This is a genomic window from Flavobacterium sp. Root186 (assembly GCF_001428525.1).
Lineage (GTDB): Bacteria > Bacteroidota > Bacteroidia > Flavobacteriales > Flavobacteriaceae > Flavobacterium.
This window is the reverse complement of record NZ_LMHW01000016.1, coordinates 112,235-126,670: the sequence shown is the minus strand read 5'-3', so window position 1 is coordinate 126,670 and position 14,436 is coordinate 112,235. Positions and strand designations below refer to the sequence as shown.

Genomic DNA, 14,436 nt, shown 5'->3' with positions numbered 1-14,436 from the left:
AGGAAAAGCAAAGTATGAGAAAACAAAATATCTTACTATTAGTTGTGATTGGAATTGCGGTGGCTTTAGCTGTTTTTTTTCAATTTTTTCTTTCTGAAAAAGCAGATGAAGTAAACACTGAAATAACAGAATTAGTTGAGAAATATAATAAAAGCTGTCCATTAAAAATTCAGGAAGGCATTCGTTTAGACAGTGTTAGTTTACATGAAGAAAGAGTTGTACAGTATAATTTGACATTGCTAAATGTAGAAAAAGATGTTGCTGAAGTTAATGTTATACAAGATGAAATCCAGAAAAGTCTTTTAAGTACTGCAAAAGCAAATCCGGGACTTCAGGTTTTTAGAGACAATGATTATACTTTGATTTATAGTTATAGTGATAAAAAGAAAGGATTCTTATTTACGGTGAAAATATTACCGGATCAGTATAAATAATTTAATGGTTATAGATATTTAAACAACAAACCCGACAGGTTTAAAGCCTGTCGGGTTTGTTGTTTTTAAAAGAAGTTATTCATTCCATAGGAATGGTTCATTGGTAGAAAAATATTTGGTTTGTGAGATATAAGTTCCGTTGGAACATTTGATTAATCGAATGATGAATAATCTCAATTGATGTAAACTGGACTGAAGTCCAGCTCTACAAAATAATTCGTTCCTTCGGAACTTTGAAAGAGCCTTCGGCTCGAACTATATTGTAGGGCCGGATTTTAATCCGGTTTAATAACAAATATGGTTTGGAAAGCAAAAAATAAAAAGCCCAATAAACTAAAGTTTATCGAGCCTTTTATTTAAAATGAACTTACATTTCTTATATGGTTTAAAAAAGAAAAACCTAAATTTTCTTTCTCATTCTCGCAACCGGAATATCAAGTTGTTCACGATATTTTGCAATAGTTCTTCTTGCAATTGGATACCCTTTTTCTTTTAAGATTTCGGCCAATTGATCGTCTGGAAGTGGTTTCTTTTTGTCTTCTTCTTCAATTGTATTCTTAAGAATTTTTTTGATTTCTAAAGTCGAAACATCTTCACCCTGATCATTTTTCATGGCTTCAGAGAAAAATTCTTTGATAAGTTTCGTTCCATATGGGGTTTCCACATATTTACTGTTAGCAACACGCGAAATTGTCGAAATATCCAAGCCAACCATATCCGCAATATCTTTTAAGATCATGGGTTTTAATTTGGTTTCGTCGCCGTCTAAGAAAAATTCTTCCTGATAATGCATAATCGCATTCATCGTTACAAAAAGAGTTTCCTGACGTTGTCTAATCGCATCGATAAACCATTTAGCCGAATCCAGTTTTTGTTTGATAAACTGAACTGCGTCTTTCTGTGCTGTCGATTTATCACGAGAATCTTTATACGTCTGCATCATTTCCTGATAATCTTTAGAAACGTGCAACGATGGAGCATTTCGTCCGTTTAAAGTCAATTCCAGTTCGCCATCCACAATTCTGATCGCAAAATCAGGGACAACATTTTCAGTAACTTTGTTATTTCCGGTAAAAGAACCGCCCGGTTTTGGGTTTAATCTTTCAATTTCGTGAATTGCTTTTTTAAGCTGTTCGTTCGAAACGCTGTATTTCTGTAATAATTTGTCGTAATGTTTCTTTGTAAAAGCATCAAACTGATTTTCGATAATATCGATTGCCAAGTCAACATATTCAGTTGGCGTTTTATGCTTTAATTGTAACAATAAACATTCCTGTAAATCACGCGCTCCAACTCCCGAAGGTTCAAGTTCATGAATGACATGCAGCATTTTTTCGACCATTGCTTCATCAGTATAAATTCCCTGAGTAAAAGCCATATCGTCTACAATATCCGGAACGCTTCTGCGGATATAACCCATATCATCAATACTTCCAACAAGGAATTCGGCGATTTCGCGTTCTTCATCGTTCAAAATAAAAGTATTCAGCTGATTGATTAAATCCTGATGAAAACTAATTGGCGAAGCAAAAGGCGTTTCGCGTTCTTCATCATCACTATAATTATTAACCTGAGTTTTGTAATCAGGAGTATCGTCGTCGCTTAAGTATTCGTCAATATTAATGTCGTCTGCTTCAATTCTGTCAGATTCTGCATCATCATAATCGTCGTAGTCTTCATTGGCAAATTCATCTGCTTCGTATTCATCTTCTTTACCAGCTTCCAGAGCCGGATTTTCGTTCATTTCTTCTAATAAACGTTGCTCAAAAGCTTGCGTAGGCAATTGAATTAACTTCATCAGCTGTATTTGCTGTGGAGATAATTTTTGTGATAATTTTAAATTTAAAAATTGCTTTAGCATTTGTTTTTGTTAAAAGTTTCAAGTTTCAAGTTTCAAGTTTTCCAACTTAACGGATAAACTTAAAACCTGAAACTTGAAAACAAATTTTATAATTTTAGTTCAAGTTCCAACAACCTGAAACTTGAAACCTGAAACTTTTTAAAACTCCGCACTTCCAGGAGTTCTTGGGAAAGGAATTACGTCTCTAATGTTTGTCATTCCAGTAACAAACAATACCAAACGCTCAAATCCTAAACCGAAACCTGCGTGAGTTGCTGATCCAAATCTTCTGGTGTCTAAATACCAGTATAATTCTTCTTCGTCGATTTCTAAAGCTTTCATTTTTTCAACCAAAACATCGTAACGTTCCTCTCTTTCAGAACCTCCAACGATTTCTCCAATTCCAGGGAAAAGGATGTCCATTGCACGAACCGTTTCTCTTCCTGGTTCTGTGTTGTCGTTCAAACGCATGTAAAATGCCTTAATGTTTGCTGGGTAATCAAATAAAATTACCGGACATTTAAAGTGTTTTTCAACCAAATAACGTTCGTGTTCTGACTGTAAATCAGCTCCCCATTCGTTGATGATATATTGGAATTTTTTCTTCTTATTTGGAGTTGAATCTCTTAAAATGTCAATTGCTTCTGTATAAGAAACACGTTTGAAATTATTCTCCAAAACGAAGTTCAGTTTCTCTAACAAAGCCATTTCGCTTCTGTCTGCCTGTGGTTTTGATTTTTCTTCTTCTAAAAGTCTTCCTTCCAAGAATTTCAAATCATCCTGACAATTGTCTAAAGCATATTTAATGACGTACTGAATAAAATCTTCAGCCAAATCCATGTTGTCATCTAGATCGTTGAAAGCAACTTCCGGCTCGATCATCCAAAATTCTGCCAAGTGACGAGAAGTATTTGAATTCTCAGCTCTAAAAGTCGGTCCAAAAGTATAAATCTGACCCAAAGCCATGGCGAAAGTTTCACCTTCTAACTGTCCAGAAACCGTTAAGTTGGTATGTTTTCCAAAAAAATCTTTTTTGAAGTCAATGTTTCCTTCTTCATTTTTTGGAAGATTATCCAAAGGCAGTGAAGTTACCTGAAACATTTCTCCAGCACCTTCAGCGTCAGCTCCCGTAATAATTGGCGTATTTACGTAAACAAAACCTTTTTCCTGAAAATATTTATGAACGGCAAATGAAAGTACCGAACGCACACGCATAATAGCACCAAAAGCATTTGTACGTACACGCAAGTGAGCGTTTTCACGTAAAAACTCTAAAGAGTGTTTTTTAGGCTGCATTGGGAATTTCTCCGCATCAGAATCTCCAAGGATTTCTAATTTAGAAACCTGAATTTCATATTTCTGACCTGCACCTTTACTTTCAACTAAAGTTCCAATTACAGAAACCGCAGCTCCAGTCGTGATTCTTTTTAAAGTCTCTTCCGGCGTATTTTCAAAATCAACAACACATTGTATATTATTAATTGTAGAACCGTCATTAAGCGCGATGAACTGATTATTTCTAAAAGTTCTCACCCATCCTTTTGCATTCACTTCCTGTAGCGTCGTCGTACTGTTTAATAAGTCTTTAACCTTTGTGTGTTTCATTTTTATTTTAGATTTATAGATTGCTGATTTTAGTTTAAAATAAAACCAGTGTTTTTTATATCGAATTGCAAATATAAACGATAATAATTAATTTTTGAAGCTGTTTCCTGCTATCCGCTGTATCTTTCTATTTTTAAAGAAAAAATAGAAAGGATGCCGCTTCGATCAGGGCTAGGGCACTCGTTTTCAGGAGAACCAATTGTTTTTTCTTTTTTGTCATTCCGAGGAACGAGGAATCTCCGCGAGTAGCTCTACAAAGATTGGCAATCCTTGGAGCAGAGTTTCTTGCGGAGATTCCTCGTTCCTCGGAATGACAAACTATGTGTTAATCCCTATGCGAATTTTTTATATTTCTCATGATTCTCATTTAATATCTTCAAAAGTTCAATGTAATTTATTTGCATTGAAACCGCAGAAACCACAAATGGAGAACCATAATTAGAGAAATTATATTCTATTGCCTTTTTTCTTAAGTAATTTTTTTCTTTGTTAATCCAAAAATCTGGATTGTTCACTTCAATAATTACCATTTTTTGGCTCTGTATTTTTAGCTCAGAAAATCCTTCAATATTCTTCCATTCAATATTTTGAGTAGACATTTTTTTAGGATTAAGGTTAATTCCATTCTCATCAATAAGAAGAAGTAATTGATTTTTTACTAGTTGTTTTATTGATATGTAAATGGCTATTCCGGAAAATAAAATTGAAATAATTCCAATTGTTTTTATTAAAATTGGGCTTCTATATTTGAAATTTGCTAAATTTTCAGCATCAAAAAAAAACCAGATACCTCCGGCAAGAAAAAGAAGTGAGCCAATTAACAACAAAAAAGATTTTTTCTTACTTGAAAATAGTTCTATTTTTTCCATTTATTAATTCGTGAATTCGTGGCTAACTTTTTATTATTGTAAATTCTCCAATTCCTCTTTCTTAGTCTTTTTCTTCTCAAAAGTTAAAACCAGCGAAGGCAGTACAACCAAATTCGCAAACATCGCAAAAGCCAAAGTACAAGAAATTAATCCTCCAAGTGCAATCGTTCCGCTAAAGCTTGATAATGTGAAAGTAGCAAAACCTAAAATCAAAACTACTGATGTATAAAAAGTACTGATTCCTGTTTCTCTCAACGCACTGAAAACCGATTTTTTTACTTTTCCGTTGCTCTGGATTAGATCGTGTTTGTATTTTGCCATAAACTGAATCGCATTATCAACCGAGATTCCAAACGCAATACTGAATACTAAAATGGTTGAAGGTTTTAACGGAATTCCGAAATAACCCATTAATCCTGATGTAATACAAAGCGGTAAAATATTTGTAATTACAGATGCCATTACCATTTTGAAAGAGCGGAATAAATACAACATTAATATCGCAATAACGGCAATTGCAAAAATCAGCGATTCGATTAAGTTGTCAACCAAGTAGGATGTTCCTTTTTGGAAAACTAATGCTTTTCCGGTAACGGTAACTTCATAACGATCTTTCGGGAAAATTTCGGCAATTTTAGAGTTTAATTTTTTCTCCACTTTTGCCATTTCATCCGTTCCAATATCTTTCATGAAAGTCGTGATTCGGGCATATTGTCCAGTCGAATCAACGTAAGCTTTCATTAAATTTTCTTTACTGTTTTTGGTTGCATTTTTAGCGTAACTCAAAATAAAAGTCTGCTCCTGCGAAGTTGGTAATTGGTAATATTCCGGGTTTCCGTTATAGAAAGCCTGTTTAGAATATTTAACCAAATTTACAATCGAAACCGGTTTTGCCAATTCTGGAATTTCAGCAATTGTATTTTGCAGTTCATCCATTTTACGGATAGTCGAAGCCTTCATAACACCTTTTTTCTTTTTGGTGTCAATCATGATTTCTAACGGCATTACTCCGTTAAATTCTTTTTCGTAAAATAAAATATCTTTAAAAAAAGAAGCACTTTTTGGCATTTCACCAATTAAACTTCCTGAAACCTTCATTTGCGAAACTCCAATTACGCTGAAAACTAGAAGCAAACCGTAAACGATGTAAACGAACCTGCGTTTTGTTTTAACTAAATTTTCAACAACATTTAATAAAGTCGAAATGTAAGTTTTAGTCAAATGATACAAATGTTTTTCTTTTGGCAACGGCATAAAACTATATACAATCGGCACAATTAAAAGCGTCAATAGATACACTGAAATTACGTTGATTGAAGTTACCAGACCAAATTCAAAAAGAAGATCATTTCGGGTAATCATAAACGTTGCAAAACCAATCGCAGTCGTTAAATTCGTCATTAAAGTCGAAACTCCAATTTTAGAAATAATACGTTGTAAAGCCTTTGCCTGATTATTATGGAGTTTAATTTCCTGCTGGTATTTATTGATCAGGAAAATACAGTTCGTAATCCCTATTACAATAATTAATGGCGGAATAATCGCCGTTAAAATCGTGATTTTATAATGAAATAATCCTAAAGTTCCGAATGACCAGATTACACCGACAATTAAAATACAAATCGAAATAAATGTGGCACGAAACGAACGGAAAAAGAAAAAGAAAATTAAGGATACAGTAAAAAGGGCAGCGCCAATAAACAGTGCAATTTCCCCTTTCATATTGTCTGCATTAATAGTTCTGATGTACGGCATTCCGGAAACGCGCAGGTCAATGCCAGTTGTTTTTTCGAATTTATCGATTTTCGGAACTAAATTTTCAAGTATAAAAGTTTTCCTTTCGGCCGTATTTACAAGTGCTTTGTTAATATATATCGCAGATCGAATACTGCCGCTTTGTTTGTTAAACAATAAACCTTCGTAAAAAGGAAGATTGTGAAATAAATCGTATTGAATCTTTTTTAGGTATTCAGGATCAACAGCTTTGCTTTGATCGATAAAAGGCGAAAGAACAAATTTTTCGTTTACGGTATCTTTTTCTAATTTTTTCAAATCATTTAAAGAAACAACCAAATCAACTTCTTTAGATTTTTTTAAACCCGTCATTAATTCATTCCACGCTGCATAGTTTTTTGGAGTAAAAAACTTTGGATCTTTAAAACCAATCACGACAAGATTTCCTTCCTCACCAAATTTATCTAAGAATTTTTGGTATTCCTTGTTTGCTATATGATCTTTAGGAAGTAAATTAGCTTCAGAATATGTCATGGCAAGGTTTTTCCATTGGTAACCAAGGAAAATTGTTAAGGCCGCAACAACAACCAAAATCGTAATTCTGTTTTTAAGTATGATTCGGGCTAATTTCTCCCAGAACCCAACTTTAATAGCGTTTTTCATAAAATCTTTAAAAATGGTTGCAAATGTAGTGAAAACTGCTCAAAATCATAAACAATCGATTGTATTTTACTTAATGTTAACACAAATCAGCAGGTGATTTTTTTGTGATAAATTTCCTTCTTTTTACTGTTTAGTCGTTAGCTTTTCTCATATTTGCAATTAATTTAAATAGGAAAAGAAAATGAATTGGATTTTATTGATTATTGCCGGACTTTTTGAAGTTGGATTTGCATCATGTCTAGGAAAAGCAAAAGAAACAACAGGAATCACATCAACGTATTGGATGGTTGGTTTTTTTGTATGTCTTTCAATCAGTATGATTTTATTATATAAAGCAACACAAACTTTACCAATTGGAACCGCTTATGCTGTTTGGACAGGAATTGGTGCAGTTGGAACTGTTTTAGTTGGAATTTTTATTTTTAAAGAACCGGCGGCTTTCTGGAGAATATTTTTCCTTACAACATTAATTGCTTCAATTATTGGGTTGAAATTCGTTTCAAGTCACTAAATCAGTGGGCAAAAAATATTTAGCTTACTTTTACAAAACATTTTAAAACAAGCTTAAATGCAGGAAAACAATACCACAACTTTTATTTTTTTAGCGATTCTTTTACTGCTGATTGTCATAATTTGTTTTATGATATACCAATTAATGCAGGCAAAAAAAGCAAAAGATGATGCTGAGAAAAGTTTTTATGCACTTGAAGTAAAAGTAAATGACCTGCAGTTAGAAAATTTAGAGTCAAAACTAAATCCGCATTTGTTTAAGAATATTTTGAATTCTATTCAGTCGCACGCTTATCAAACTTATTTTGCTCTGGATAAACTGGCCAATGTTCTGGATTATATTTTATACGAAAGCAAAAAGAAATTCGTAACCGCAAAAGAAGAAATAAACTTTGCACTGAATTTAATCGAAATAAATAAAATTAAAATTAGTCCGCTTTTTGAATTGAAAATCAAAACCAATATCAACGAAGACGATAAATTGTACGATCAGCCTTTGCTGGCGCCTTTGATTTCGATTGATTTAATCGAAAATGCATTTAAACATGCCGATCTTCAAAGTGCCGATGCTTTTATTTCGGTAGTTTTTGAATTTAGGGATAATGCTTTTTCTATGACCGTTTCGAATAAAATTTCAGATAAAAAAGTATTGAAAAAGGAGCGAAGCGGTTTTGGTCACGCGACTTTAGAACATCGTCTGCGCATTATTTACAAGAATAATTTTAAACTCGATAAGTTTGTAGAAAATGATGTTTATATTGCTCATTTAAAAATAGATTTACTTGAATACAAAACTGAAATGCTTGCTTCTGGACGATGAGCTTCCAGGATTAACGTACTTAAAAATGCTTTGCGAACAAATTCCTGAACTGGAAATCGTAAAAACGTTTAATAATCCGCAGAAACTTTTATCTGATATTCCTGGTCTCGAATTTGATTTATTAATTTCAGATATCGAAATGCCGGGAATGGACGGACTTCATCTGGCCGAAATGCTTATAGGTAAATTAGTAATTTTTTGTACGGCTTATAAAGAATATGCCGCCGATGCTTTTAATATCGATGCGGTAGATTATATAACAAAACCTGTAAAACTGGAGCGTTTGCAAAAAGCGGTCTCAAAAGCTTTAGAACGTTTTGAAAAACCTGATGCAGCTAAAAAATACATTCAGTTAAATACCGATAAAGGAAAAACGCTGCTTTATTTTAATCAGATTCAATACATCAAAACGGCTGTAAGTGACAGCCGTGACAAAACGGTTTTACTTGTCGATGGAAGTTTTTTGAACCTGAAAAATGTAAAATTCGATACGCTTTTAAAAGAATTGCCCGAAGCGAATTTCTGCCGAATTAACAAAAAAGAAATCATTGCCGTAAAAGCGATAAAATTCTTCAATCACAACGAAATTATACTTCATCATATTGAAGAAAACAATAAAAATACAACCTTACTTTTAAGTGAAACTTACCGTTCTGATTTTTTGAAAAAAGTAAAATTATAAGATTATTTCATAGCTTAATATTATGTTATCCTGAGCGAAGTCGAAGCCATTTTTAGGAAAAAAAACCTTCGATTTGGTTCAGGATGACAGTAGCTTTTGATGTGTGTTATTAACTTATTACAAACTTTTTCAGTCTTGTTACATACATTGAAAATTAGCTGTAAATTTACTTTTCCACTTGAACCTCACTTCTGATATTTGCGGCAATAATTAAAAGAACGAGTTATGAATAACATTAAGAACTCCTTATTCTATGTAACCATTATTGGAGGTTTTACCGCTCTGATATATTGGGTAATTTCAAAAGGCGCTGCATTAGAAGTAGGCCGTAATATCATTAAGAAAAAAATAGAAAGTAACCATTGGAATGATTTTCTGCATTCAATGGTCGAAAATTTACAGCATCCATTAGCTATTTTATTAGCGCAGATTGTGACTATTATTTTAGTAGCACGTTTATTTGGATGGTTTTTTAGAAAAATTGGGCAGCCATCTGTAATTGGTGAAATGATCGCCGGAATTGTTTTAGGACCCTCTTTGGTCGGGATGTATTTCCCTGAATTTTCTGCTGCTTTATTTCCAAAAGAATCTTTAGGAAACCTGCAGTTTTTAAGTCAGATTGGTTTAATTCTTTTCATGTTCGTTATCGGAATGGAATTGGATTTGAAAGTGCTGAAAAATAAAGCGCATGATGCCGTTGTTATTAGTCACGCCAGTATTGTAATCCCGTTTGCTTTAGGATTAAGTTTAGCGTATTATATATATCATACTTTTGCGCCGGTTGGTGTGGAGTTTGCTTCCTTCGGATTGTTTATGGGAATCGCGATGAGTATTACTGCATTTCCGGTTCTTGCCAGAATTGTGCAGGAAAGAGGTATGCAGAAAACCAAACTCGGAACCATTGCCATAACGTGTGCAGCTGCAGACGACATTACGGCCTGGTGTATCCTGGCCGTTGTAATTGCTATTGTAAAAGCAGGTTCTTTCACCAGCGCATTGTATGTGATTGGTTTAGCAATTTTGTATGTAATTATAATGTTGAAAATCGTTCGCCCGTTCCTAAAACGTGTTGGAGATTTAAATTCAACAAGAGAAAGTTTAAACAAACCAGTTGTTGCGATTTTTTTCATCACACTTTTAATTTCTGCATATGCTGCTGAATTAATTGGAATTCATGCTTTATTCGGAGCTTTCTTAGCGGGAGCAATCATGCCGGAAAACAATAAATTTAGAAATATATTTATTGAGAAAGTTGAAGATGTTGCGATAATTGTATTGCTGCCATTATTCTTCGTGTTTACAGGTTTACGTACACAAATAGGTTTGCTTAATGATCCGGAATTATGGAAAATTACCGGATTAATTATAGCGGTTGCCGTGGCCGGAAAATTCTTTGGCAGCGCATTGGCTGCAAAATTTGTGGGTCAAAACTGGAAGGATAGCCTGGCCATTGGAGCCTTGATGAACACAAGGGGTTTAATGGAACTGGTTGTTTTAAATATTGGATATGACCTTGGTGTTTTATCTACAGAGATTTTTACCATGATGGTCATTATGGCTTTGGTAACCACTTTTATGACAGGTCCGGCTTTAGATTTTATCGGATTTGTTTTTAAAGATAAAATTACGGCTATTCCGCAGGAAATTGGAAATAAAAGTAAATACAAAATACTGCTTTCATTTGGAACTCCCGAAAGAGGAAAAAAGCTTTTACAAATTGCCAATAGTTTAGTTAAAAAGCAGCAGGATAACTCGATCGTAACGGCGATGCATTTGTCTTTAAGTACAGAGATACATTCGTTTGATGTAAAAGAACACGAACGTAAAATGTTAGTTCCGGTTATTGATGAATCTCATAAACTGAATCAAAATATGGTAAGCTTGTTTAAAGTTTCTAATGATATTGATACCGATATTATTGACGCGGCAAACCAAGGTGAATACGACTTATTACTGGTTGGTTTAGGACAGTCTATTTTTGACGGAACCTTACTTGGAAAAATCCTTGGTTTTACAACCCGAATTGTAAATCCGGATCGTTTAATTGATAAGTTTACAGGGAAAGAAGGTTTGTTTGAAAATAATCCTTTTGATGAAAGAACACGTCATATTATTGCAAAAACCAAAATGCCGGTTGGTATTTTTATCGATAAAGATCTTGATGAAGTAAATCAGGTATTCATGCCGATTTTTAGCCGTGAAGATGCTTTTTTAATTGATTTTGCTAAAAAATTAATCAATAATAACGGTTCTCAGATTACAGTTCTGGATGCGAGCGGTGAAGTGAAAAATACAAGAGATATTCAGGAAACTATTCGTTCGATTGAACAAATTGCACCAAATCATATTATGATTATGCATGACAGGACAATTAAAAAAGATTTTCTGGATGGTCAGGACTTAATGATTATAAGTTTAGACAGTTGGAAAAAATTAATTGAATCTCAAAGTACATGGCTCAATAATACGCCTTCAGTGTTGATTTTGAAGCCTTAAATAGTTTTAAAGTTTCAATATTAAAATTCCAAATTCCAATTTTATGATTGGGGTTTGGGATTTTTTTGTCGTTTCGCATTTTTGTCTATAATTTGAATTTGAGATTTACCTCTTGGAGTGATGATCCTTCGACTTGGCTGAAGAGAAAAATGCCGAGAAGTTCTTTGCGCTCTCATCAAAATTTATTTCGTTTAAAATAAACTTTAGCGACTTTCGCGAAAAAACTTTGCGGACTTTGCGGTTAAATTTAAAACCTAAAGCCCTAAATCTAAAACATAAGAAATCTTAACTGCAATATTATCGTCAAATTCAGATAATTGATTTGGGCCGTAACGATAGAATCCGCCAAGACCAAAGCCTTTGTAGATTTTATTTAATTCGATTCCCGATTCGAAGAAGCCTTTGTCCAGCGTTTTATAAGCCGGACCAACGTGCTGCTCAGGTTTTTCCATATTTCCCCACGCCATTCTTGTAACCAAAACCAATGAAGGACGTACTTTTTTCATGATTTTAATTCTTTCAAAACCATGCTTAATCTGGAAAAATATATATTGGCTTGAGAAAAATTCATTAAAAAACATGGTTTCAAAACTGTTTCTTCCGGCAAAAGTAATACGCTGGATAATAGTTTCTTTGGTAAGGTTATTCGGCATAGTGTTATACAAATGTGTAAGCGGAACATCACCTATTGCATAACCTCCCTGCAAAAGCAGACTTGTTTTCTGACCGTTTAGGTATTTCTTTTCGTACTCCGTTTTAAAATCTATTTTTCCGAAACTAAAATCATTATCTAAAACATTTGGTAACGATTGTGTGTACTGAAAGGTAAATCTAGGAAATCTTTTATCAGACTCAGTTCTTCCCGTTGGAGTCTGCATGAAATCACTAAAAGGCGCCCAAACAATAGAAACCATTGCAGTTGTCATAATAAAACTTGAATACAACTGACCGTTGTAATTAAAAAGATAATCGAACTTAGGTTCAACATACGTTCTGGCTAGTTCAACAACAGCTTCTGTTTTGGGAATAATTTTCGTTTGAACATTTGCTTTCCAGCTAGTGTATTTGTAGAAAGTACTAATGTTGATTGGCCTCGGATCATAGATTTTAAAAACACGTTTATCAACAGCAAAAACGGTACTCGCAATTTCCCGAACATCATCTGTATAAGATCCGTTTAACCAGGTGTTTGTATTTTGATCTAACAATACACCAGCGCCTAAATTGTATTTAAGAACACCATCTTTTGTACCGTACGCTGTATATCCTTCAATTCTAAAATCTTTAGAAAATTTATCATTTGTTATACCCCCAAGGCCTAAACGAAAACCTTCGTAATTATTGTAACTAATGATTTTCTTTAAATCTAAATCTACAGGACCAATTGGAATGTAACCATTAATGATTTTTCGGCCCAATCCTAAACGTTTTTCAATTCTTTTATTGATGGATAAGCTGTCCAGTAATTGATACGTTTTCTGACTTTTTTGGTCTAAAGCTTCTTTGCGGTACTGATTCCAGAATTCTTCCGGTTTTTTGCTTGCATCGTCTTTAATTTCAATATAAAGAGATGGATTTTTTATCGGGGTTTCGGTATTATAATAAATGTCGAAATTATTACTTTCAGAAAGTAAATACGTGAAATCTGAAGCTGCTTTTTTTCTCGGTTCAAAATTATCTTCAACATCTCCGTCAAACTGAATCGTTCCTCCTAAGATTTTAATGTCATCGTCATTTTTACCTTTTACAATTTTAAAAGTGGTATTACTTTGAAACCAGACCTTTTCATTCGGTACATAATCAAATTCATGAATTCCACTGATGTCCAAAACGCCTTTTATCCGCATTACGGCTTTTGCAATAGCGAAATTTTGCGAATCGATATACAAAACCCCTTCTAAACCAGATGTTTTTCTTTTGTGCTTGTTTTTAAAATAAATCATAAAAGTTTCGCGGCCTTTTATGTTTACAGTATCCAGTAATTTATAATTGTATGTTGCCGGAGCTGTATTCGAAATAGGGTTCTCGTATTTAGTTTCAAAAAGCTCATATTTATTATCATAAATAGATATCGACTGTAAATTGAAAGCGATAACCTCGTAAATAGGATTTTTAAAACCGGCTATTTTTGTGCCCAGAACAGTTTCTTTAAGCTTGTTGTTGCCAAACTGATATTGCGAAACTTTTTCGGTTTGAAACAAGTGCTGTTTGGTTATAATTTCTTTGAATTTATAATCAGATGAATCGATGTTGATTTTCTTTTTATTAAAATCCTTGTAAACGGCAGATGAATCTATTCTTCCGTCAATTGAATCAGGATTGGCGGTAACAATAAGTTTATTATAGGTTTTATATTCAAAACTGCTTAATTTTTTCTGCGGATTATTATTGTTTTTATTAGCAATAACTTTTTTGATAATCGTTAAAGCCGGATTTTCATTAGAAACAACAACTTCTTTTAAATCATCTGTTTTTTGAGATAAGGAAACAGAGTAAAACTTTTTGTTTTCTAGTATAGCAATAGTTTTAGTTTGGAAACCAATATAGGAAACAATAAAATTTCCCGATTTTGTAAAAGTTTTAAAAATAAATTTCCCGTCAACATCCGTTATTGTGTTGCTATTGTCTGAAGTTGTAATGGTAGCAAAAGGAAGCGGCTTGTTGTTTGAATCCGTTACAATTCCGCTTATTTGAAATTGCGCCTGAATACTAAGCGTAAAAAATAAAGTCAAAAAACAAAATAGCCTCATAGAGAATTATATAGATTCAAAAACGGAAAGAAT

The 14,436-nt window shown here is 33.4% G+C and carries 10 protein-coding genes; 5 read left to right on the top strand and 5 right to left on the bottom strand.

Going from position 1 to position 14,436, the window contains the following annotated elements; genetic code table 11:
- The first annotated feature begins 14 nt into the window (after positions 1–14).
- Positions 15–434 carry a hypothetical protein gene (locus ASD98_RS21200; RefSeq protein ID WP_056208505.1) on the top strand — a complete coding sequence of 140 codons (420 nt, stop codon included), beginning with the start codon at positions 15–17 and terminating at the stop codon, positions 432–434.
- A 400-nt stretch (positions 435–834) separates the two neighbouring features.
- On the opposite strand, the gene rpoN is transcribed toward ASD98_RS21200, so the two are convergent.
- The 4 genes from rpoN to ASD98_RS21180 all read right to left on the bottom strand — a co-directional run bounded on the left by rpoN (position 835) and on the right by ASD98_RS21180 (position 7,145).
- Entirely contained in the window at positions 835–2,295 is a 1,461-nt protein-coding gene (rpoN, locus tag ASD98_RS21195; protein WP_056208502.1) for an RNA polymerase factor sigma-54, read from the bottom strand.
- 138 nt (positions 2,296–2,433) lie between these two features.
- Complete coding sequence (asnS, locus tag ASD98_RS21190; RefSeq protein ID WP_056208499.1) at positions 2,434–3,879, bottom strand: asparagine--tRNA ligase; 1,446 nt, start codon at positions 3,877–3,879, stop codon at positions 2,434–2,436.
- A gap of 332 nt (positions 3,880–4,211) precedes the next feature.
- Positions 4,212–4,748, bottom strand: a complete 537-nt coding sequence (locus ASD98_RS21185; protein WP_056208496.1) for an STM3941 family protein — start codon at positions 4,746–4,748, stop codon at positions 4,212–4,214.
- Between the two features lie 33 nt (positions 4,749–4,781).
- Positions 4,782–7,145: an RND family transporter gene (locus ASD98_RS21180; protein WP_056208493.1), complete on the bottom strand. Its 2,364-nt coding sequence runs from the start codon at positions 7,143–7,145 to the stop codon at positions 4,782–4,784.
- Between the two features lie 181 nt (positions 7,146–7,326).
- Between ASD98_RS21180 and ASD98_RS21175 the strand changes: the two genes are divergently transcribed.
- The 4 genes from ASD98_RS21175 to ASD98_RS21160 all read left to right on the top strand — a co-directional run bounded on the left by ASD98_RS21175 (position 7,327) and on the right by ASD98_RS21160 (position 11,653).
- Positions 7,327–7,656, top strand: a complete 330-nt coding sequence (locus ASD98_RS21175) for a multidrug efflux SMR transporter (protein ID WP_056208490.1) — start codon at positions 7,327–7,329, stop codon at positions 7,654–7,656.
- A 57-nt stretch (positions 7,657–7,713) separates the two neighbouring features.
- Positions 7,714–8,475: a sensor histidine kinase gene (locus ASD98_RS21170; protein ID WP_056208487.1), complete on the top strand. Its 762-nt coding sequence runs from the start codon at positions 7,714–7,716 to the stop codon at positions 8,473–8,475.
- Positions 8,438–9,157: a LytTR family DNA-binding domain-containing protein gene (locus ASD98_RS21165; RefSeq protein WP_056208484.1), complete on the top strand. Its 720-nt coding sequence runs from the start codon at positions 8,438–8,440 to the stop codon at positions 9,155–9,157. Before ASD98_RS21170 ends, ASD98_RS21165 begins: the two co-directional genes overlap by 38 nt.
- Before the next feature lie 225 nt (positions 9,158–9,382).
- The gene (locus ASD98_RS21160) at positions 9,383–11,653 is read left to right on the top strand and encodes a cation:proton antiporter (protein WP_056208481.1); all 2,271 of its coding nucleotides are present in this window, start codon (positions 9,383–9,385) and stop codon (positions 11,651–11,653) included.
- Between the two features lie 254 nt (positions 11,654–11,907).
- On the opposite strand, the gene ASD98_RS21155 is transcribed toward ASD98_RS21160, so the two are convergent.
- Positions 11,908–14,403 carry a DUF5686 family protein gene (locus ASD98_RS21155; RefSeq protein WP_056208479.1) on the bottom strand — a complete coding sequence of 832 codons (2,496 nt, stop codon included), beginning with the start codon at positions 14,401–14,403 and terminating at the stop codon, positions 11,908–11,910.
- Positions 14,404–14,436: the final 33 nt, after the last annotated feature.

Excerpts from the sequence above, each read along its gene's own strand:
- ASD98_RS21200 (WP_056208505.1), top strand. The coding sequence starts at position 15 with ATGAGAAAACAAAATATCTTACTATTAGTTGTGATTGGAATTGCGGTG.
- rpoN (WP_056208502.1), bottom strand. The coding sequence starts at position 2,295 with ATGCTAAAGCAATTTTTAAATTTAAAATTATCACAAAAATTATCTCCA.
- asnS (WP_056208499.1), bottom strand. The coding sequence starts at position 3,879 with ATGAAACACACAAAGGTTAAAGACTTATTAAACAGTACGACGACGCTA.
- ASD98_RS21185 (WP_056208496.1), bottom strand. The coding sequence starts at position 4,748 with ATGGAAAAAATAGAACTATTTTCAAGTAAGAAAAAATCTTTTTTGTTG.
- ASD98_RS21180 (WP_056208493.1), bottom strand. The coding sequence starts at position 7,145 with ATGAAAAACGCTATTAAAGTTGGGTTCTGGGAGAAATTAGCCCGAATC.
- ASD98_RS21175 (WP_056208490.1), top strand. The coding sequence starts at position 7,327 with ATGAATTGGATTTTATTGATTATTGCCGGACTTTTTGAAGTTGGATTT.
- ASD98_RS21170 (WP_056208487.1), top strand. The coding sequence starts at position 7,714 with ATGCAGGAAAACAATACCACAACTTTTATTTTTTTAGCGATTCTTTTA.
- ASD98_RS21160 (WP_056208481.1), top strand. The coding sequence starts at position 9,383 with ATGAATAACATTAAGAACTCCTTATTCTATGTAACCATTATTGGAGGT.
- ASD98_RS21155 (WP_056208479.1), bottom strand. The coding sequence starts at position 14,403 with ATGAGGCTATTTTGTTTTTTGACTTTATTTTTTACGCTTAGTATTCAG.